This window comes from Streptomyces sp. SD31, from assembly GCF_052068475.1.
In the GTDB taxonomy this organism is placed as follows: Bacteria; Actinomycetota; Actinomycetes; order Streptomycetales; family Streptomycetaceae; genus Streptomyces.
This window is the reverse complement of the sequence record NZ_JBQHCX010000010.1, coordinates 195,904-216,394: the sequence shown is the minus strand read 5'-3', so window position 1 is coordinate 216,394 and position 20,491 is coordinate 195,904. Positions and strand designations below refer to the sequence as shown.

Here is a 20,491-nt window from a genome sequence, read left to right as displayed (position 1 = left end):
CATCCTGAAATATTCAGGAGCATGGTTGTTTCAGGTACTGAAGTAAAGTAGACCGGAAAGGCGCCCCCATGATCAACCGCGAATGGCACCTCCTCTCCCGCCCCGTCGGCTGGCCCAAGGCCGAGGACTTCGCCCTGGTCGAGGCCGAGATGCCGACGCCCGGCGAGGGACAGGTGCTCGTCCGGAACAAGTACCTCTCCGTGGATCCGTACATGCGCGGCCGTATGAGTGCCGCCAAGTCCTACGTCGCCCCCTTCGAGCTGGGCAAGGTCATGCAGGGCGGCGCGGTCGGCGAGGTGGTCGCCTCCAACGCCGAGGGCCTCGCCGTCGGCGACCACGTCCTGCACTTCTTCGGCTGGCGCGAGTACGCGGCCGTGGACGCGAAGAACGCCGTCAAGGTCGACCCGGACGCCGCGCCCCTGTCCACGTACCTCGGCGTCCTCGGCATGACGGGCCTCACCGCCTACGCCGGTCTGCTGCGCACCGCGTCCTTCAAGGAGGGCGACGTCGTCTTCGTCTCCGGTGCGGCCGGTGCCGTCGGCAGCCAGGTCGGCCAGATCGCCAAGCTCAAGGGCGCCTCCCGGGTCATCGGCTCGGCCGGGTCGGACGACAAGGTCAAGCTGCTCGTCGAGGAGTACGGCTTCGACGCCGCCTTCAACTACAAGAACGGCTCGGTGAGCGAGCAGCTGCGCGAGGCCGCCCCGGACGGCATCGACGTCTACTTCGACAACGTCGGCGGCGACCACCTGGAGGCCGCCATCGGGCAGCTCAACACACACGGCCGGATCGCCATCTGCGGCATGATCTCGGTCTACAACAACACCGAGCCCGCCCCCGGCCCGAAGAACCTCGCCCGCCTCATCGCGACCCGCGGCCGCATAGAGGGACTCCTCGTCGGCGACCACTACGACTTCCAGCCCCAGTTCGTCCAGGAGGTCGGCCCCTGGGTCGCCTCGGGGCAGCTCAAGTACCGCGAGACGGTCGTCGAGGGCATCGAGAACAACCTGGAGGCGTTCCTCGGGGTCCTGCGCGGCGACAACACCGGGAAGATGATCGTCAAGCTCTGACGCCCGCCGGGGCTGTGCTGGATTTCCGGCATGCGGTAACTTCTTTCCGAATTCCGTCGCGATCGTGGGCGCGAGTCGCGGCGGACCGAGGAGGAAGACACCGCATGTCCATCCAGCAGTCCGACGTCCTGTACACCGCCGTCGCCACCGCCCAGAACGGTCGCGACGGCCGGGTCGCCACCGACGACGGCAAGCTCGACGTCGTCGTGAACCCGCCCAAGGAGATGGGCGGCAGCGGCGCCGGCACCAACCCGGAGCAACTGTTCGCGGCCGGCTACAGCGCCTGCTTCCAGGGCGCCCTCGGCGTCGTCGCCCGCCAGGAGCAGGCCGACATCTCCGGCTCGACCGTCACCGCGAAGGTCGGCATCGGCAAGAACGACGACGGCTTCGGGATCATCGTCGAGATCTCCGCCGAGATCCCGAACGTCGACGTGGAGACCGCCAAGGGCCTCCTGGAGAAGGCCCACCAGGTCTGCCCCTACTCGAAGGCGACTCGCGGCAACATCACCGTGACGCTGCTCTGACGCCGCTCGTTGCGTGGGGCGAGGCCGCACCCTTGGACGTAGGGTGCGGCCTCGCCCTATAGGGGCGCGGGGCTGTGTCGATATGCGGCTCCGCCGCGTGGGCGCGACCAGCCCCCACGAGGCCGCACCCGCGATACGACCGAACCCCCCGAGCTACTGGGCGAGCCTCAGCCGGCCAGCGCCGCGCCATGCACGGCCCTCACCAACCGCTCGTTCTCCGGCGCCGCCCCGCCCGGGAAGGCGCACCGACGCCGCGTGTAGCCGTACGCCAGGCCACTACGCGGATCCGCGAACGCCTGCGAACCCCCCGCCCCGCTGTGCCCGAAGGCCCCCGCGCCCAGGAACGGGTACCACGTGTCGGAGACCGCCTGGAAGCCGAGCCCGAAGGACTTGTGCGTCCGGGCCACCAGGTCGTATCCGGTGGAATGGATCTGGCCGACCTCGGCGATGGTGTCCGGCTTCAGCAGCGGCGGTCGCCCGTCGACCTCGCTGATCGCCGCCGCGTACATCCCGGCGAGCCCCCGCGCGGCCGCCACCCCGCCCGCCGACGCGGGGCCCTTGGCCCGCACCGTACGGGAGTTGGCGTGGTCCACCAGCTCACCCGGGTTCGGCACATGCGTGTTGAAGGCGATCGAGGCCAGCGTGTGCGGCCCCCTCGGCACCGAGTCCAGCACCGCCCGCTGCTCGGGCGTCGGGGCCATCGGCTGTACGGAGCGGAAGCGGGGCTCCAGCGCCTCGGGCAGCCCGAGGTGGAAGTCCAGGCCGTACGGCGCCCGCACCCGCTCCTCGTACACCTCCTGGAGCGAACGGCCCGTGGCCCGCCGTACCACCTCACCGGCGAGCGCGCCGATGACGAGCGCGTGATAGCCGAAGGCCGTGCCGGGGCGCCAGAACGGCCGCTGGTCCGCGAGGCGTTCCGCGATGGCGGCATCGTCGGCCAGCTCGTCCTCGGTGAACCCGGCGTCGAGCCCGATCAGCCCCGCACGGTGCGCGAGCAGATCCCGCAGCGTCAGCCCGCCCTTGCCCTCGCCCCCGAACTCCGGCCAGTAGTACGTCACTTTGCGGTCCAGCTCCAGCGTGCCGTCCTGCACGAGGAGCGCGACCACGAGGTGAGCGGCGCCCTTGGTCGACGAGAACACGCCGTAGAGGGAGTCGGCCTCGCAGCCGTCACCGGTCCACAGATCGACGACCCGGCGGCCCCGCACATACGCGCACAACTGCCCCTCATAGTCGGGCGGTTCCCCCGCCACGAAAGCGGCGAACTCCTCGCGCACCGCCTCGAAGCCGTCAGCGACGGTCCCGTGGATCTCCTGCGTCATCCGCTCTCCTCAGCTGAGCCGCTTGCCTGTGCCATGGTGAACAATGCCCGTCCGACTTGGGCGAATTCCCCCTTCGGATGATCACGGAAGAGCGGCTCGGTGCCGAACAGCACGGCCTGCGGGCCGCTGATCACCGAGGCCTGTCCCGCCGCGTCCGCGGGCCCGCCCGAGCCGTCCTGCGAAGGCCGCCAGTGCCCGGAGACGAGCGGGTTCCCGGTCGCGTAGGCCTGCTCGACGCGTACCTGCGGCCCGAGGTCGGTGAACCACACGGGCGCGTACACGAAGCCGTGCTCCGGAGCGCCATCCATCAGGGCACCGTCCGAATTCACCACGCGCACCACGCCGTTGGCGTCCCCGTTGCCCTTGACCGGCTTCGCCGCCAGCAACCCGGCCGCCGAGTTGAGCGCGGCCCCCGCGGCACCGCGGCCGACCAGACCGTGCCCGTCGAGGAAGGCGTCCAGGGCGGTGCGGGCGGCGGCGCTCAGGTCGTCGTACGCCAGCCCCGCCGACACGAACAGCACATCCACCGACGACCAGTCGAACCCGGCGTTCAGCACGTCCGTCGAGACCGGCGTGACCTCGAAGCCCATCTCCCGCAGGGCGAACAGCTCGCCCGCGGTGACGGCGGCGGCGACCCGGGTGCGGTGCAGCGGGGCGGTACCGGTGAGCTTCGTCGCGTGGAAGGCGACGTCGTGGGCGCGGGCGGCTTCCGCGGCCTTCCGGCGCGCCGAGCCCGGCACGATCGCGCTGCCGTCGGCTGCGCGGCGCACCTCGACGCCCTGCCGCAGCAGGGAGTTGAGCGCGGCGACCTCGCTCGGGTCGCCGAGCCCCAGCCGCAGATCGCCGCGCGGGGCGACGTACGCGACGGAGGCCGCCGCACGGACCGGGCGCAGGAGGCCGCCGTACGGCATGCGCGGCAGGGTCTCCACCGCCGCGCCCCACAGCCGGCCGAGGCTCCAGCCGGAGATGTCGTACATCACCGAGACCTTGTCGCTGATGTCCCGCCCGTCCGCGAGCAGCGCGTTCGCGAGGCCGCGCTTGGGCTGGTGCATGTCGACGACGTACGAGCCCTGGGCGTAGGTCCGTCCGCCCAGCCGGAAGGAGTGGGCCGCGCGGGTGACCCGTACGTCGTTGGCGAGGAGGTGGTCGACGAGGCGGGCGGTGGCGGTGGCTGAGCGTCGGGTGCCGGCCGGGATGACGTACGCGCGGGGGAAGGCGGTCGTGTAGACGTCCTCGGGGCCGATGCCGGGGACGCCCGGGACGGTCTCGGGCGACACCGGCACCTGCGCGGCGCCCGCGGCTCCCCGCCGGAAGACCTCGATCTGGTCGGCGACGAGCGAGACGCGCTCGGACCGCACGAAGTCGAGGGTGGCGCGCAGGGCGGCCCCGGCGACGTCGACGTTGATCGCGGACCGGCGGCGCAGCTCGGCGGTCGGCAGGGTGTTGTAGTCGGCGTTGTTCACCCGCATCGGGATCTCCACCGTGTGCGCGGCGACCGTGCCGTGGAAGGCCGCGTACTGCGGGGTGAAGATCGGCGGCCAGTCGTCCCAGCCCTCCTCCTGGTCGCGGAAGGGGATCTGGGCCGGTTGCACGCCGTCCTCGGCGGGCGTGTAGCCGAGGCCGTTGACGGCGGACTCCATGCGGAGGGCGTTGGCGTAGGTGTTCTTCAGGAAGAGGTCGTACTCGTAGTTCTCGCCGTGCGGGGGAGTGGTGGGCTCGATGAGGGTGCCGTTGACGTAGCCGTGCAGGTCGAGCATGACGGCCGGCTGCTTGGCGGTCATGATCTGCCGCATCGCCCGCACCTCGGGCTGCGAGGCGGTGACGAAGTCCCGGTTCATGTCGAAGCCGTTCGCATTCGCGCGGGTTCCGGCGATACGGCCGTCCGGGTTGGCGGTGATGTTGAAGTACAGGCGGCTGCGGGAGAGCAGGTCGCGCGTGTCCGCGTCCTTGGCGCTCGCGAGCCGCTCGATGAGCTTGAGGGAGGCGTCGGTGCCCTCCCACTCGTTGCCGTGGATGTTGTTGTTGAAGAAGACGGGGGTTTTGTAGGTCCGCTTGATCTCGGGGGACTTGGCGGCGACGGCGGGCGCGTTCTCGATGAGCTCGCGCATCCGCGCCTGGGCCCGGGTCTGAGGGGCGGTCTCCGGGGCGGTGACGGTGACGAGATAGAGCCGGTGCCCGCCGGCCGAGCGGCCCGCGACCTCGACGCTCACCCGGTCGCCGAGGGCCTGCAGGGCGTTCAGCTCGGGCGCGATGGCGTGGTACGGGGTGAGGCCGAGCTTGATGGACTTGTCGGCCGGGTTCTCGGGGTCGGGGGTGAGGACCTGCCGGCGGGGGTAGCCGCGGCTGTCGTCGGCGATCGCCGCGGAGGCCGCTTCGGAGGCCGCCTCGGCGGTGCCCAGGGCGCGCTGGGTGGCGCTCGCGGGAGTCCGCGCGGCCTGCCGGTCGAGCGCGGCCTCGCGGTGGACCGGGGGCCGCGGGTCGGCGGCAGCCGCGGTGTGCGGGGTGAGGAGCAGGGAGCCCGCCGTGGTGACGGCGAGGGCGGTGATCAGAACGGGTCTCGCAGGAACGGGTCTCGCAGGAACGGTTCTTGTGATGCGCACGCGTACCTCCTCCGGAACTACCAAAGATCGGTACGGCGAGGTGTACCTGTTCGACTCAACCGCAACAAGAGGGAGTTGGTGTCACGGATGGCCCGGATGGCCCATGCGGGGGCCTCCGGACGGGGCATGCTGAGAGCGCACCGGCGGCGGCAGGAGGCGAGGAGAAGCCCATGGCAACGATCCCTTCGCTCCCCAGCAGGGACGACGTACTCCGCATGGCACGCGGCACGACGGACATCACCGGCCAACTCCTGGACACGGCCGGGAACATCACCCGCATCGCCATCAACACCTTCGACCCCAGATACGGATCGGGAGCCGAAGCCCTGCGCGTACTGCGGCAGACCACCGCCGAACTGGCCGAGGCAAGCGCCTCACCGCAGGCCCAGGAGGCCTTCTACCGCATCGTCGAGACCCTCACCCGGCTCGGCACCAGCGGAGCGCCCCTCGCGGTCCACCCGGTGAGCGAACCGGCACAGGCCCTGCTGGCCGCGCTGGGCGACAGCCTGCTGCCGGTGCTGGACGCGGTGGAGCCGGCGGTGGAGGAGTTCGCGGCGGCACTGGGTGAGCTGGTCGAGGCGACGTCGCCCCTGCTGCCGGCGACGGCCGGCGTGGCCGCGGGCGCCCTGCTCGCCCTGACCCCGCTGCTCCGTTCCACGGCGGAGGTCCTGCGCGAGTCGTCCCCGGAACTCCGCCGTATCGCCGACGCCTTGACGGCCGCACTCACGCCCTTGATGCCGCTCCAGGTGGCCCTGGCCGAGCGTGCGGCCGCCGCCGGCGCGAACGTGGTCCGCGTGACCCTCCCACCCCTCGCCGACCTCACGGAGGCAGCGGCGGCGACCACGAAGGCGGCGCGTCCGGTGCTGATCGCCGGGGAGGAACTCCTGGTGACCGGGTTGGAGCGGTTACAGCCCCTGCTGCTGGCCGGGGCGTCGCGCGCGGGGCGGGCGGCCCGGGCGGTGGCGGTACGGGTGTCGGCGGCGGTGAGCCCGGCGGCCGAGCAGGGGGTCGTGGTGACGGTGACGCCGGTGTGAGGGGCTGCGGTGACGGTGCGGGCCGCGGTGACCAGGCTCCGAAATGACCGTGACTGCCGCGTGACACGGCCCGGCTAGAGTTCCCTCCATGCGCGATCTTGGGACCGGGTTCAGGTATCTCCTCAAGGGCCAGCGATGGGTGGCCCGGCACGGCAAGCAGTACGGCTTCGGGCTGATCCCCGGCCTGATCACCCTGGTGCTCTACGCGGCCGCACTGGTCGGCCTCGCGCTCTGGGGCGAGGACTTCGTGTCCTGGTCGACGCCGTTCGCCGACGACTGGTCGAGCCCCTGGCAGGGCCTCTTCCGCGGCTTCCTCACCGCCGTCCTGTTCGCCCTCGGCCTCCTCCTCTCCGTGGTCACGTTCACCGCGGTCACGCTCCTGATCGGCCAGCCCTTCTACGAGAACCTCTCCGAGAAGGTCGACCGGGACGTCTCCCCCGACGGCACGGCCCCCGAGTCCGGCCTGCCGCTCTGGCGCGAGCTGTGGATCTCGGGCCGCGACAGCCTGCGGATCGTGCTGCGCGCCGCCGTCTGGGGCGTACTGCTCTTCGCCCTCGGTTTCATCCCGGTCGTCGGCCAGACGGTCGTACCGGTGATCGGCGTCGTCGTCACCGGCTTCTTCCTCACCGAGGAGCTCACGGCGGTCGCCCTCCAGCGCCGCCGCGTCGAACTCCGCGACCGCCTGACCATGCTCCGCTCCCGCAAGACCCTGGTCTGGGGCTTCGGCACGCCCCTCGCCGCGGCCTTCCTGGTGCCGTTCGTGGCGGTGTTCCTGATGCCGGGCGCGGTCGCGGGGGCCACGCTGATGGTGCGGGAGCTGATGGGGGAGGAGACCGAGGAGGAAGCGGCGCCCGCGCCCGACTCGGAGACCGTCAGCTGGTGACCGGGCTGCCCGCCGCCACCTTCAGGATCGTCCGCACCTGGGCGATGATGTCCAGCCGGTTCCGCACGAACCCGGGGTCGGTCACCGACCCGGTCGCCGGGTCCGTGTTGCCCGCCCCGAACTGCAGCACCGGCGTGTGCACATGCCCGCCCGGCAGTGTGTCGTGCAGTCCCAGCCGGTCCCGCAGCAGCGTCGCCCGGTAGGCGATCTCGTTGGAGAGGTAGTCACCGCCGCCCCCGGCCCGCGCGGTGGAGCCGGGCGTCGGCCCGTCCGGCCGTACGACGGCCTGCGTGCCTCCCGCCGGGATCTCGGTCACGCTCGTGTTGTCGTACACCGGGAAATGCCCGGTGTCCGCGGCGACGATCTTCTCGTAAGGCAGGGTCGTCGTCGTCCACTGCGGTTGCGAGGCCGGGTCGGTGACGGGGATCGTCTCGGTCCGGCCGATGTTCTCGTTGTCGCCGAAGCCGCCCCGCCAGGCCCCGTTGGTCCGCTCGACGTCGAACCGCCCGACGCGCCCCTGGCTCACGGTCGTGAACAGATCGACCTGCTTCAGATACGGCCGCAGCGTCCGCTCCACGGTCCCGTCGGTGAAGTCCCGCCAGCGCACCGGGAACACGGCGGTCTCCACCCGCGCCGGACCGTCCGCCGTCTCGATCACCGCGCCGTCGAGGGCGAGCGCGGTGGCCCCGGACGGGTTGGAGATACGGATGTCCCGGTCGAGGGTGAAGGGATCGAACCCGGTGACCAGGATCCGCCTCAGGCCGCTGGTCCCGTGGCCGCCGTGCGGGTACCTGATGTCGGTCTGGCCGCGCGATCCCCGCTCCAACGCGTCCAGCAGCGCGGCCCGTTGGGCGTCACTCAACCCGAACCCCGGCTCCCAGGTCCGCACCTCCCGCGTCATCGACAACCGCGCCCAGTACAGCGGCCGATCGTCGTCCCGGCTGAGATCTCCGCCCGCCGGACCGCGCCCCTGCGCCCGGTCCACGGCCCGCCGCCACAGGGCCGACCCCTCGCGTACGACGACGCGGCGCGCCTGCGCGTAGGAGCTCGCGGCGCCGAGGTCGCGGGCGAAGTCCTTTGCCACGGCGTCGAATCCGGACCGGCGCAGGATTTCCTGGGGGACCGTCCTGTCGAGGCGCTGTTCCTCGACGGTCGGCGCGGGCGCCGCCTCGGCGGCGGCAGCCCCGGTCGTGGGGGCCGAGAGGCCGGCCAGCAGGGCGAGTCCGAGGACGCCGATGCGAACACGTATGGAATTCAAGGGAGTTCCGGTCCTTCCGTCACGGTGGGGGAGCGTGCGTGGTGTGGGACGCCGGAAGTATCGCGTGACGGGAGTGGTCTACGCCATGGTGTGGCGCCGCCATGGTGTGGCTACGCCGTGGCATGGGGAACCTTCACCGCCGCCTCCCGCAGCGCCCCCACGAACGCCGCCACGGCCGGAGCCAGGGACCGCCCCCGCATCGTCGCCGCGTACACCGCCCGCGCCGGGGCGCCCTCGTCCAGCACCGGCAGCAGCGCGACATCCGGTCGTACGGATGCGGCGGCCAGCGCCGGGACCAGGGCCACGCCGAGCCCTGCGGCGACGTAGCCCTGCTTGGCGGTCCACTCACCGACGACGTGCGCGACACGCGGTCGGAAGCCCTGCCGCAGGGCCGCGTCGAGGAGGGTGCCCTCGGGGCGGGAACTGCCGGAGATCCAGTCGGCGTCGGAGAGTTGGCCGAGCCGGACGGGGCCGCTGCCGGCCAGCGGATGAGCGGCCGGTACGGCGACGTACAGGCGCTCGTCGAGGAGGTGGTGCAGCTCGAACGTCTCCAGAGGTGCCCGGCCCGTCGTCGAGACGACCGCCAGATCGAGACGGCCCGCACCGAGCCGGTCCAGCAGGCCTGGCGTGAAGCCCTCCTCGCGGCTGACCAGGACCCCTGGGTGCCGGGCGCGGAAGGCGCCGAGGGCGAGCGGCACCAGCGCCGCGTCAGCCGTGGCGAAGGCACCGAACCGCAGCCGCCCGCCGGCGACTTCGCACAGGGCGGCCAGCTCACGCACGGCTCCGCACAGCGAATCGGCGACGGCCTCGGCATGGGGTACGAGAGCCCGCCCGGCCTCGGTGAGCCGTACGCCGCGCGGCAGCCGGTCGAAGAGCGGGCCGCCGCCCAATGCCCCCTCCAGCGAGGAGATCTGGCGCGACACCGCCGACTGGGTCCACCCCAGCGTCCGCGCGGCCACCGTGAACGAGCCGTGCCGGGCGACCTCCAGGAACGCCCTCAGCCACACGCTGGACACCTCGGGGAACTCATGCTGGTTCTGCATGGCAGCCATGCTGGACATTCGCTTGTCGCATCTCAAGTGCGCACCTAGCGTCGACGGCATGCAGATCACCCTCGACAACCCGCCCTCCGCACCCCAGCCCCTCAGCCCGTACTACTCCCAGGTCGCCCGCGTGGAACACGCCGACGGAGGCGCCCTGTTGTTCCTGTCCGGGCAGATCGCGCCGGGCGCCACCGTCGCCGAGCAGACCCGCGGCATCTTCGAGACGATCGCCGCCCTGCTCGGCGCCCACGGCGCGACCCTGGCGAACGTCATCAACATCCGTACCTGTCTCACCGACATCGGCACGCTGGACGAATACGGCACCGTCCGACGGCAGTTCCTCACCGGCACCCCGCCCACCAGCATGACCTTCGAGGTGCCGAGGCTCTTCCGGCCGGAAGCCCGCGTCGAAGTCGAGGTCGTAGCCGCCGTCAGGGCGGAAGGTGTCCGCCCGGAAGCCTGAGAGACGCCCCCTGGGCAACCGCGCTCGGCGATCAATCGACGGTCGCGGTTTCGAACCCTCCGTACGTGCCGAGGAAGGATGGAGACGCGCCCGGACCCAACGAGGAGGCACCGCGATGGCGGGAACCCGCACCCAGGCCGACGCAGCACGCGAGGCGGTCGTCGAGGCCGCCCTCGCCGGGCTCGACCTCGACGCGAAGGCCCGGCTGCTCTCCGGCCAGGACATGTGGACCCTGCCCGCACTCCCCGAGATCGGCCTGAGGTCCCTCGTCATGTCCGACGGCCCGATCGGCGTCCGGGGGGTGCGCTGGACCGCCGACGACCCGTCCGTCGCGCTGCCCTCACCCACCGCCCTCGCCGCCACCTGGGACCCCGAACTCGCCCGCAGGGCAGGGGTGCTGCTCGCCCAGGAGGCCCGCCGCAAGGGCGTGCACGTGCTCCTCGCCCCCACCGTCAATCTCCATCGCTCCCCGCTCGGCGGCCGCCACTTCGAGGCCTACAGCGAGGACCCGTACCTGACGGGCACGATCGGCGCGGGCTATGTGAACGGCGTCCAGTCCGGCGGCGTCGGCACCACCGTCAAGCACTTCGTCGCCAACGACGCCGAGACCGACCGCTTCACGGTGAACAACACCGTCAGCGAACGCACCCTGCGCGAGCTGTATCTGGCGCCCTTCGAGATCATCGTCGAGAACGCCCACCCCTGGGGCATCATGACCGCCTACAACACGGTCAACGGTACGACGATGACCGAGCACCACTACCTCGTGAACGAGGTCCTGCGCGGCGAATGGGGCTTCGACGGCTTCAACGTCTCCGACTGGCTGGCCGCCCGGTCGACGAAGAGCGCCATCGAGGGCGGCCTCGACGTCGCCATGCCCGGCCCGCAGACCGTCTACGGCGAGGCCCTCGCCCAGGCGGTACGGGACGGGGACGTGGCCGAGGCCAAGGTCGACGACGCCGTGCGCAACGTCCTGCGGCTCGCCGCCCGCGTCGGAATCCTGGACGGTGCCGAGCCCGTCGTCGCCGAGCTCCCCGAGACCGTCGACGGCAGCGCACTGGCCCGCGAGATCGCCCGCCGCTCCTTCGTCCTGGTCCGCAACGAGGGCGGCGCCCTCCCGCTGCGGCCGAACTCCACGGTCGCGCTCATCGGCGCCGCCGCCCGCGACGCCCGCATCCTCGGCGGCGGCTCCGCCACCGTCTTCCCCGCCCGGATCGTCTCCCCGCTCGACGGCCTCACCGCCGCCCTCCCCGAGGGCGCCCTCACCTACACCGTCGGCGCCGACCCCAACAGTGAACTCTCCGTCTTCGACCCCGGCTTCGAGCTGCGAGCCGTGTGCCGGGACGCCGACGGGAGCATCATCGGCTCCGACTCCGCGCCGGGCGGCCAGCTCAAGTGGATGGGCCCCTCGGGCCTGCCCGAAGGCGTCACCCACGAGCGGCTGCACACCATCGAGGTGACCGGCACCTTCACCCCGCGCGAGAGCGGCACGCACACCTTCGGCATCCAGGGCATCGGCAGCTTCAAGCTCACCATCGGCGGCACGACGTACTTCGACGCCGTCCAGCGCCCCGCGAAGGACGACCCCTTCATCACCTTCTTCGGCGAGCCCACGCCCCGCGCCCAGGTGGAACTGACCGCCGGCGAACCGGTCGAGGTCTCGCTCACCCACGTCGTCGAAGGCACCGACGACATCCCGATGCAGGCGGTCATCTTCGCCCTCGCCCACCAGGACCCGCAGCGCGACCCCGACGAGCTCATCGCCGAGGCCGTCGAAGCGGCACGGAACGCCGACACGGCCGTCGTCGTGGTCGCCACCACCGACCGCGTCGAGTCCGAGGGCTTCGACCGCACGGACCTGACGCTGCCCGGCCGCCAGGACGACCTGGTCCGTGCCGTCGCCGCCGCCAACCCCCACACCGTCGTGGTCGTCAACTCCGGCTCCCCGGTGGAGCTGCCGTGGCGCGAGGACGTCGCCGCCGTCCTGCTGAGCTGGTTCCCCGGCCAGGAGGGCGGCGCCGCCCTGGCGGACGTCCTCACGGGCGCGCACGAGCCGGGTGGCCGGCTGCCCACGACGTGGGGCTCCCTGGCCGACGCCCCGGTCAGCCAGGTCGTCCCGTCCGACGGGGAACTCCCGTACGGCGAGGGCGTCTTCATCGGCTACCGCGCCTGGGAGAAGGAGGGCAGGGTCCCGTCGTACCCCTTCGGGCACGGCCTCGGCTACACCGACTGGACATACGAGTCCGTCGAGGCCGAGGGCACGACGGTCAGGGTCCGCGTCCGCAACTCGGGGAAGCGCGCGGGGCGGGAGGTCGTGCAGGTCTATCTGGCGCCGAGCGCGCCGGATGCCGAGCGTCCCGCGCGGTGGCTGGCCGGCTTCGCGAGCGTGGCGGCGGGGCCGGGGGAGACCGCGGAAGCGGTGGTCGACATCCCGCGCCGCGCCTTTGAGATCTGGGACGAGAAGACCAATTCGTGGACCCTTGTGAAGGGTTCGTACGAGATCCGGGCCGGGCGCTCGATCGCCGACCGTCGGGCGACGGCGACCATTAACGTCTGATCCGGGAGAAGTACCCAGGAACAGCCCCGGTCCAGGCCCCTGACACCTGGACCGGGGCTCCTACGGTCAAGGCCCGTCAGCGCACCGAGAAGCCGTACACCGTCTCCGAGCGGAACACCTCGCCCGGCCGCAGCACGGTGCTCGGGAACTCCGGACGGTTCGGGGAGTCGGGGAAGTGCTGGGTCTCCAGCGCGATGCCGTCGCCCGGGGCGAAGGGCTCGCTCAGATGGTCGGCGGTGTAGAGCTGGAGGCCGGGCTCGGTGGTCGCCACGGTCAGCGCCCGCCCGGTCGACGGGTCGTACAGCTCGGCGACCTCCTCCGTACTCGCCGTCACCCCCTTGTCGAGCACGAAGTTGTGGTCGTATCCCGCCCCCACCTTCCGCGCCTGACGGAAGTCGAAGCGCGTGCCCGCCACCTCGTCCAGGGAGCCGGTCGGGATGAGATCCGCGTCGACCGGGGTGAACCGGGAAGCGGCGAGCCGCAGTTCATGCCCGCCCGCGTCACCGGACCCGGCCCCGGCCAGGTTGAAGTAGCTGTGGTTGGTCAGGTTCACCACGGTCGGCGCGTCCGTCACCGCCTCGTACGCGATCCGCAGCGCGCCGTCGGCCTCCAGGGTGTAGGTCGCCGAGACCTCCAGCCGCCCCGGGAAGCCCTCCTCGCCGTGCGGGCTGACCCTGCTGAGCCGCACACCGTGCTCGACCGGCGTCACCTCCCACACCCGCTTGTCGAAACCGCGCTCGCCGCCGTGCAGGGAGTTGGGCGCGTTGTTCGGATCGAGCGCGTACATCACGCCGTCCAGCGGGAAACGGCCGCCCGCGATCCGGTTGGCGTACCGCCCGATGAGCGCGCCCAAATACGGCCCCGGATGGGACAGGTAGCCGTCCAGGTCGGCGAACCCCAGCACCACGTCCGCCACGTGCCCGTCCCGGTCCGGCACCTCAAGCGACTGCACGATGCCCCCGTACGACAGGACACGTACCCGCACGTCCGCGCGCTCCAGAGTCCAGCGTTGTACCGGAGTGCCGTCGGAAAGTGTGCCGAAGTGTTCGTTCATGAGCGGAACACTAGTTCGTGACCGTGTCGTAGGCGATCTCGGCCAGCCGCGCCTGACCGTCCACGCTCGGGTGGAACCAGTCCCACTGGCTCAGTTGCTCGGCACCGAACCGGAACTCGTACACCGCGCCGTCGTCGAACCGGCACCGGCGGTCCTTCGCACAGACCTCCTCCAGCACCTTGTTGTACGCCTCGACCCGCCCCTGCACCGTCTCGCGCCGCTGGTTCGCCGCCGTGGTGAGGGAGTCGGGGTCGCTCAGCATGGACGGGCAGATACCGAGCCCCCACACCTGCTTGCTCATCGGGTTCGTACGGCCCTGCTCCCACAGCCGCATCAGATCCGGCACGCTCGCGACATACACCTGCGCCTTCGGCAGCGCGTCCCGCAGCGTGCCCATGGCGTCCTCGAACTGCGTCCGGAAGTCGGCCACCGACGTCATCGCGTCCGCCGTGTCCCGGCAGGCGTCGTTCGCCCCCGCCATCACCGTGACGAGCTCCGGCTTGCGCGCCACGGCCCGGCTCATCTGACCGGCCATGTCCGCCATACGCGCCCCGGTGACCGCGTAGTTCCAGCTCCGCTCGGCCGCCTTCGCCTTCCCCAGCAGTCGTACGGCGAGACTGTCGACCTGCGCACTGCCGCCGGTCGCCCACGAGACCTCGGGGCAGTCCGCCAGGACCGCACACGCGTCGAAACCGGTCGTGATGGAGTCGCCCACCGCCGCGATCGAGGCAGGGCTGCGGTCCCACGCCGGAGTCGGCTTCGGCGACGGACGCGCGCTCTGCGCGCCGGTCCCGGACGGTGCCGGGGAGTTGCCGCCCACGGCATCACAGCCGGCGGCGCCCAGCACAGCCGCGGTCACGGCGGCGAAGACAGCGCGCGCAACGTGCCGTCGCTTCCGCATGCCCTGGTCCATTCCCTCGCTCGACCCCGTCATGGTTTCCAACCCATAACAACGCACGAGGGTTCCCGCCCGTCTCATGCAACGGCTCACACCCGTACAAGCGTCCTGGCGGGTGAATGGCGGGCGTTTCGCGGCACCGGGACCGACGGTACGTCACACTCCTTGCGCCGCAGCACGGTAGCCTCGCCATCAACGTGGCCGCCCCGGCCACTGCCGTCCGCCAGTTCGCAAGATGTCCGCTCTGCCCGGAGGTCCCGGTGACGACACGTGGAGTTCTGTACGTGCACTCCGCGCCGCGCGCGCTGTGCCCGCACGTCGAGTGGGCCGTCGCCGGCGTGCTCGGCACCCGCGTCAACCTCGACTGGATCCGGCAGCCCGCCGCGCCCGGCACCTGGCGCTCGGAGTTCTCCTGGCAGGGCGAGGCAGGCACCGCCTCCAAGCTGGCGTCGGCCCTGCGCGGCTGGCACCTCCTGCGCTTCGAGGTCACCGCCGAGCCCTGCCCCACCGCCGAGGGCGAGCGCTACAGCTGCACCCCCGACCTGGGCATCTTCCACGCCGTCACCGGCATCCACGGCGACATCCTCATCCCTGAGGACCGCCTGCGCGCCGCCCTGGCCCGCTCCCAGCGCGGCGAGACGGATCTGGAGGGGGAGATCGCGAAGCTGCTCGGCAAGCCGTGGGACGACGAGTTGGAGCCTTTCAGGTACGCGGGTGAGGGAGCGCCGGTGCGCTGGTTGCACCAGGTGGTCTGAAGCCGGACCAGGTGACTTGAACACGTGAAGGGCCCCCACCTTTCGAGGTGGGGGCCCCACACGTACGTATGGACGCTTCTCAGATGGTCCTGAACGCCAGCACCACGTTGTGACCGCCGAACCCGAACGAGTCGTTCAGCGCGGCGATCCGGCCCTCGACGGGCAGCTTGCGCGCCTCACCACGGACGACGTCGGCATTCGCCTCGGCCTCCGGGTCCAGGTTCTCGATGTTGATGGTCGGCGGAGCGATCCGGTTGTACAGCGCGAGCACGGTGGCCACGGTCTCCACACCACCCGCACCACCCAGCAGATGCCCGGTCATCGACTTCGTAGCCGACACCGCCATGTGGTCGGCATCGTCACCGAACACCTTCCGCAGCGCCTTCAACTCGGCGATGTCACCGGCCGGCGTGGACGTCGCGTGTGCGTTGACGTGCACGATCTCCGCCGGGTCGAGATCCGTCCGGTCGAGCAGGTTCTGCAGGGCGTGGCTGATGCCACGTCCTTCCGGCTCGGGCTGCACGATGTCGTGGCTGTCGGCGGAGATGCCCTGCCCGACGGCCTCGGCGTACACGCGGGCCCCGCGCTTCGCGGCGTGCTCGGCGGACTCCAGGACGATCACACCGGCGCCCTCGCCGAGGACGAAGCCGTCGCGGGCGACGTCGTACGGACGCGACGCGCCCTGCGGGTCGTCGTTGTTCTTGGACATCGCCATCATGTTGCCGAACGCGGCGATGGGCAGCGGGTGGATCGCCGCCTCCGTGCCACCCGCGACGACGATGTCGGCACGGCCGGTACGGATCATCTCGATGGCGTAGCCGATGGCCTCGGCACCCGACGCACACGCGGAGACCGGCGTGTGCACGCCCGCCCGGGCGCCCACGGCCAGACCCACGTTGGCGGAGGGGCTGTTCGGCATCAGCATGGGGACGGTGTGCGGGGAGACGCGGCGGACGCCCTTCTCCTTGAGCACGTCGTACTGGTCGAGCAGCGTCGTCACGCCACCGATGCCGGAGGCGATGACGGCACCGAGGCGGTCCGGGTCGACGCTCGCGTCGTCGCCGGCCTTCGCCTCGAAGCCGGCGTCCTTCCAGGCCTCCTGGGCGGCGATCAGCGCGAACTGCGCCGAGCGGTCCAGTCGGCGGGCCTGCGGCCGCGGGATGACCTCGGTCGGCTCCACGGCGACCGGCGCGGCGATACGGACCGCCTGCTCGGCGGCCCAGTCCTGCTCCAGGGGCTTGACGCCGGAACGTCCGGCGATCAGGCCCTCCCAGGTAGAGGCTGCGTCGCCACCCAGCGGTGTGGTTGCGCCGATACCGGTGACGACCACGGTGCGATTGGTCGGGCTCACGGGAATTCTTTCTCCAACGGAATGGGGATTCAGCGGCGCCACCGCCGGGTGGCGGGGCAGTCAGCCCTAAGGCCTGATCGGTGGATCAGCCCTGGTGCTTGAGGATGTAGTCGGTCGCGTCGCCGACCGTCTTGAGGTTCTTGACGTCCTCGTCCGGGATCTTGACGTCGAAGCGCTCTTCGGCGGCGACGACGACCTCGACCATGGACAGCGAGTCGACGTCCAGGTCGTCGGTGAAGGACTTGTCCAGCTGGACGTCCTCAACCGGGATGCCGGCGATCTCGTTCACGATGTCGGCGAGACCGGCGACGATCTCTTCCTGAGTGGCGGCCATCTTGGCGCTCCTTCGTTGTTGTTCTGAGGGTTTGGCGCCCGCCGCGGCAGCGGCAGGTGGTGCGTTTCCCGTGCCGGTTCGCATGATCCGGCACGGAGTGCCTAGGGGAGAGTAACGACCGTGGCGGCGTAAACGAGACCCGCCCCGAATCCGATGACTAGTGCGGTGTCGCCGCTCTTCGCCTCGCCGGTCGCCAGGAGCCGCTCCATCGCGAGCGGGATCGAGGCGGCCGAGGTGTTGCCGGTGGTGCGCACGTCGCGGGCGACCGTGACGTGCTCCGGCAGCTTGAGAGTCTTCACCATCGAGTCGATGATCCGCTCGTTGGCCTGGTGCGGAATGAAGACGTCCAGTTCGTCCGGGGTGATCCCGGCCGCGTCCAGCGCCTGCTGGGCGACCTTCGCCATCTCGAACACGGCCCAGCGGAACACCGCCTGGCCCTCCTGCGTGATCGCAGGGAACTTGTCGACCTCGCCGGTGCGGTAGTCCGTCCACGGCACGGTCTGCTTGATCGTCTCGGACTTGTCGCCCTCGGAGCCCCAGACGGTGGGGCCGATCGCCGGCTCCTTGGACGGGCCCACGACGACCGCGCCGGCGCCGTCGCCGAACAGGAAGGCCGTCGCCCGGTCCTCCAGGTCGGTCAGGTCGGACAGCCGCTCGACGCCGATGACGAGGACGTACTCGGCGGAACCCTCGACGATCATGCCCTTGGCGAGGGTGAGGGCGTAGCCGAAGCCAGCGCAGCCGGCCGAGATGTCGAAGGCGGCGGCCTTGTTCGTGCCGAGCTTGTCGGCGATCTCGGTGGCGACGGCCGGGGTCTGCTTGAAGTGCGAGACGGTCGAGACGATCACGCCGCCGATCTGCTCGGCGGAGATCCCGGCGTCGGCGATCGCCTTGCCGGACGCCTCGATCGACATCGCGGCGACGGTCTCCTCGTCGTTGGCCCAGTGCCGTGTCTCGATGCCGGAGCGCGAACGGATCCACTCGTCGGACGAGTCGATCGTCTCGAGGATCACCTCGTTGGGCACGACCCGGGTCGGGCGGTAGCCGCCGACACCGAGGATGCGCGCGTACGGGGCACCCTTGCTGGGCTTCAGCTTCGCCATGCTCTAGGGCTCCTTGTCAGGCACTGTGCTCTGCGATGAGCTCGCGAGCCGCGTCCAGGTCGTCGGGGGTCTTCAGCGCCAGGGTCTTCACACCCGGCAGCGCGCGCTTGGCCAGACCGGTCAGCGTGCCGCCCGGGCACACCTCGATCAGGGCCGTGACGCCGAGCTCCTTGAAGGTCTCCATGCACAGGTCCCAGCGGACCGGGTTGGCGACCTGCCCGACGAGACGCTCCAGCACCTCGGCACCGGTGGCGACCGCCTTGCCGTCCTTGTTGGAGACGTAGGTGAGCTTCGGGTCGGCGGGGACGAGCTCCTTGGCGGCCTCGGCCAGCTTCTCGACGGCGGGGCCCATGTGGTGCGTGTGGAAGGCGCCGGCGACCTTCAGCGGGACGACCTTGCGCACACCCTCCGGCTTGTCCTCGTTCAGCGCGGCGAGCTGCTCCATGGTGCCCGCGGCCACGATCTGGCCGGCGCCGTTGATGTTCGCCGGGGTCAGGCCCAGCTTCTCCAGATGTGCGACGGAGACCTCCGGGTCGCCGCCGAGCAGCGCCGACATGCCGGTCTCGGTGATCGCGGCGGCCTCCGCCATGCCCAGACCACGGGTGCGGACGAGCCGGACGGTCTCCTCGTCGGAGAGCACCCCGGCCAGGCCGGCGGCGGTCAGCTCGCCGACGCTGTGTCCGGCGATCGCGCCGACCTTGCGGGGCAGGTCCGCGGGGTCGTCGAAGAGCATGTAGGCGGAGGCCAGGCCGGCCGCCACCAACAGCGGCTGCGCCACCGCGGTGTCGCGGATCTCCTCCGCGTCGCCCTCGGTGCCGTAACGGACGAGGTCGAGCTGCACGGCGTCGGACCATGCCTCGATGGCACCGCGGACACCGGGGAGTTCGAGCCAGGGGGTCAGGAAGCCGGGCGTCTGGGCGCCCTGGCCGGGAGCGACGAGTACGAGCACTCTCACACTCTCTCTTGGGGACGGCCACAGCCGCCCGTGGGGACAAGGACGAAGAACACGAGGGGGTTTTGTGGGCCCCCGACAAAAGCCTAGAGCTGGAGATCGCCGTCGGCCAGACGCCCCAGGATCAGCGCGATGCGCAAAGTGAACGCGGAGCGTACATCGGACGGCGACCAGCCGGTGACGTCAGTCACACGTCGAAGCCGGTAGCGCACGGTGTTGGGATGCACGAAGAGCATCCGCGCCGCCCCCTCCAGACTGCTCGCCTGTTCGAGATAGACGGAGAGCGTCTCCAGTAGGGCCGACCCGGCCTCCTCCAGTGGTCTGTAGATCTCCTCCACCAACTGCTCGCGCGCACTCGGATCACCCGCGATGGCACGCTCCGGAAGCAGATCGTCGGCGAGCACCGGACGCGGGGCGTCCTGCCACGCCGTACAGGCTTTCAGCCCTGCGGCCGCGGCCTGCGCGGACCGCGTGGCGGCGAGCAGATCGGGTACGACGGGCCCCGCGACGACCGGCCCGGCGGCATACGGCCCGATCAGCGACTTGGCGACGGCGATCGGATTGTCACTGCCGCCGGCGATGACGACCAGCCGGTCCCCGAGCACCCCGGTCAGCACCTGCAGCTTGGCGTGCCGGGCGGCCCGCCGGATGGCCTCGACGGTCAGCTCACTGTCCCCGTCGGGCGCCGTCCCGAGCACCACACACACATGCTCCGGCGAGTTCCACCCGAGCGCGGCGGCCCGCGACACGGCCCCCTCGTCGGCCTCGCCGCTCAGCACGGCGTTGACGACGAGCGACTCCAGGCGGGCGTCCCACGCACCGCGTGCCTCGGCGGCCTGGGCGTAGACCTGGGCGGTGGCGAAGGCGATCTCCCGGGCGTACACCAGCAGCGCTTCCCGCAGCACGCTCTCGTCGCCCGGCGCCGCCACCTCGTCGATGGCCGACTCCATGACCTCGATGGTCGTGCGCACCATCTCGACGGTCTGCCGCAGCGTGATCGCGCGGGTCAGCTCCCGGGGCGCGGTACCGAAGACGTCGGTGGAGATGGCCTGGGGCGCGTCGGGCCGCCGGAACCACTCGGTGAAGGCGGCGATACCGGCCTGGGCGACGAGACCGATCCAGGAACGGTTCTCCGGTGGCATGGCCCGGTACCACGGCAGCGTCTCGTCCATCCGCGCGATGGCCTGCGCGGCGAGCGAACCGGAGGACTTCTCGAGCCGCTTCAGGGTCGCGGAGTGGGAATGGATCTCGTGCGCGGCGGCTTGGGACTTACGGGATACGGGTTCGGGCACGGGG

The 20,491-nt window shown here is 71.3% G+C and carries 18 protein-coding genes; 7 read left to right on the top strand and 11 right to left on the bottom strand.

Going from position 1 to position 20,491, the window contains the following annotated elements:
• The first annotated feature begins 68 nt into the window (after window positions 1-68).
• Together ACTMVF_RS23025 and ACTMVF_RS23020 are read left to right on the top strand one after the other, a co-directional pair.
• Window positions 69-1,067: an NADP-dependent oxidoreductase gene (locus ACTMVF_RS23025; protein ID WP_441272982.1), complete on the top strand. Its 999-nt coding sequence runs from the start codon at window positions 69-71 to the stop codon at window positions 1,065-1,067.
• Window positions 1,068-1,171: 104 nt separating this feature from the next.
• Window positions 1,172-1,591: an organic hydroperoxide resistance protein gene (locus ACTMVF_RS23020; protein WP_441272981.1), complete on the top strand. Its 420-nt coding sequence runs from the start codon at window positions 1,172-1,174 to the stop codon at window positions 1,589-1,591.
• Between the two features lie 167 nt (window positions 1,592-1,758).
• On the opposite strand, the gene ACTMVF_RS23015 is transcribed toward ACTMVF_RS23020, so the two are convergent.
• Complete coding sequence (locus tag ACTMVF_RS23015) at window positions 1,759-2,910, bottom strand: serine hydrolase domain-containing protein (protein WP_441272980.1); 1,152 nt, start codon at window positions 2,908-2,910, stop codon at window positions 1,759-1,761.
• Window positions 2,907-5,510: a M14 family zinc carboxypeptidase gene (locus ACTMVF_RS23010; RefSeq protein WP_441272979.1), complete on the bottom strand. Its 2,604-nt coding sequence runs from the start codon at window positions 5,508-5,510 to the stop codon at window positions 2,907-2,909. Before ACTMVF_RS23010 ends, ACTMVF_RS23015 begins: the two co-directional genes overlap by 4 nt.
• 170 nt (window positions 5,511-5,680) lie before the next feature.
• Here ACTMVF_RS23010 and ACTMVF_RS23005 point away from each other — a divergent pair, with 170 nt between their 5' ends.
• Window positions 5,681-6,544, top strand: a complete 864-nt coding sequence (locus tag ACTMVF_RS23005; protein WP_441272978.1) for a hypothetical protein — start codon at window positions 5,681-5,683, stop codon at window positions 6,542-6,544.
• An 88-nt stretch (window positions 6,545-6,632) separates the two neighbouring features.
• On the top strand, window positions 6,633-7,427 hold the full coding sequence (locus ACTMVF_RS23000) for an EI24 domain-containing protein (RefSeq protein WP_441272977.1): 795 nt from the start codon (window positions 6,633-6,635) through the stop codon (window positions 7,425-7,427).
• Here the strand turns inward: ACTMVF_RS23000 and ACTMVF_RS22995 are convergent.
• Complete coding sequence (locus tag ACTMVF_RS22995; RefSeq protein WP_441272976.1) at window positions 7,417-8,685, bottom strand: pyroglutamyl peptidase; 1,269 nt, start codon at window positions 8,683-8,685, stop codon at window positions 7,417-7,419. The two genes, ACTMVF_RS23000 and ACTMVF_RS22995, sit on opposite strands and share 11 nt — an antisense overlap.
• 110 nt (window positions 8,686-8,795) lie before the next feature.
• The gene (locus ACTMVF_RS22990) at window positions 8,796-9,728 is read right to left on the bottom strand and encodes a LysR family transcriptional regulator (RefSeq protein ID WP_441272975.1); all 933 of its coding nucleotides are present in this window, start codon (window positions 9,726-9,728) and stop codon (window positions 8,796-8,798) included.
• Window positions 9,729-9,786: 58 nt separating this feature from the next.
• Between ACTMVF_RS22990 and ACTMVF_RS22985 the strand changes: the two genes are divergently transcribed.
• Window positions 9,787-10,191 carry a RidA family protein gene (locus ACTMVF_RS22985; RefSeq protein WP_441272974.1) on the top strand — a complete coding sequence of 135 codons (405 nt, stop codon included), beginning with the start codon at window positions 9,787-9,789 and terminating at the stop codon, window positions 10,189-10,191.
• A gap of 115 nt (window positions 10,192-10,306) precedes the next feature.
• Entirely contained in the window at window positions 10,307-12,748 is a 2,442-nt protein-coding gene (locus ACTMVF_RS22980) for a beta-glucosidase H (protein WP_441272973.1), read from the top strand.
• Window positions 12,749-12,824: 76 nt separating this feature from the next.
• On the opposite strand, the gene ACTMVF_RS22975 is transcribed toward ACTMVF_RS22980, so the two are convergent.
• Both ACTMVF_RS22975 and ACTMVF_RS22970 read right to left on the bottom strand, forming a co-directional pair.
• Window positions 12,825-13,802 carry an aldose epimerase family protein gene (locus ACTMVF_RS22975; RefSeq protein WP_441272972.1) on the bottom strand — a complete coding sequence of 326 codons (978 nt, stop codon included), beginning with the start codon at window positions 13,800-13,802 and terminating at the stop codon, window positions 12,825-12,827.
• Window positions 13,803-13,812: 10 nt separating this feature from the next.
• Window positions 13,813-14,703: an SGNH/GDSL hydrolase family protein gene (locus tag ACTMVF_RS22970; RefSeq protein ID WP_441272971.1), complete on the bottom strand. Its 891-nt coding sequence runs from the start codon at window positions 14,701-14,703 to the stop codon at window positions 13,813-13,815.
• 257 nt (window positions 14,704-14,960) lie between these two features.
• Here ACTMVF_RS22970 and ACTMVF_RS22965 point away from each other — a divergent pair, with 257 nt between their 5' ends.
• Window positions 14,961-15,455, top strand: coding sequence for a DUF3145 domain-containing protein (locus ACTMVF_RS22965; protein ID WP_302001021.1), 495 nt, complete (start codon window positions 14,961-14,963; stop codon window positions 15,453-15,455).
• Between the two features lie 79 nt (window positions 15,456-15,534).
• Here the strand turns inward: ACTMVF_RS22965 and fabF are convergent, their stop codons facing one another.
• From fabF to fasR, 5 genes are all read right to left on the bottom strand, one after another.
• Window positions 15,535-16,806, bottom strand: coding sequence for a beta-ketoacyl-ACP synthase II (fabF, locus tag ACTMVF_RS22960; protein WP_441272970.1), 1,272 nt, complete (start codon window positions 16,804-16,806; stop codon window positions 15,535-15,537).
• 85 nt (window positions 16,807-16,891) lie between these two features.
• On the bottom strand, window positions 16,892-17,140 hold the full coding sequence (locus ACTMVF_RS22955) for an acyl carrier protein (RefSeq protein ID WP_004001566.1): 249 nt from the start codon (window positions 17,138-17,140) through the stop codon (window positions 16,892-16,894).
• Between the two features lie 101 nt (window positions 17,141-17,241).
• Window positions 17,242-18,243: a ketoacyl-ACP synthase III gene (locus tag ACTMVF_RS22950; protein WP_441272969.1), complete on the bottom strand. Its 1,002-nt coding sequence runs from the start codon at window positions 18,241-18,243 to the stop codon at window positions 17,242-17,244.
• Between the two features lie 16 nt (window positions 18,244-18,259).
• Window positions 18,260-19,192, bottom strand: coding sequence for an ACP S-malonyltransferase (locus ACTMVF_RS22945; RefSeq protein ID WP_441272968.1), 933 nt, complete (start codon window positions 19,190-19,192; stop codon window positions 18,260-18,262).
• A gap of 89 nt (window positions 19,193-19,281) precedes the next feature.
• Window positions 19,282-20,487: a fatty acid biosynthesis transcriptional regulator FasR gene (gene fasR / locus ACTMVF_RS22940; protein WP_441272967.1), complete on the bottom strand. Its 1,206-nt coding sequence runs from the start codon at window positions 20,485-20,487 to the stop codon at window positions 19,282-19,284.
• Window positions 20,488-20,491: the final 4 nt, after the last annotated feature.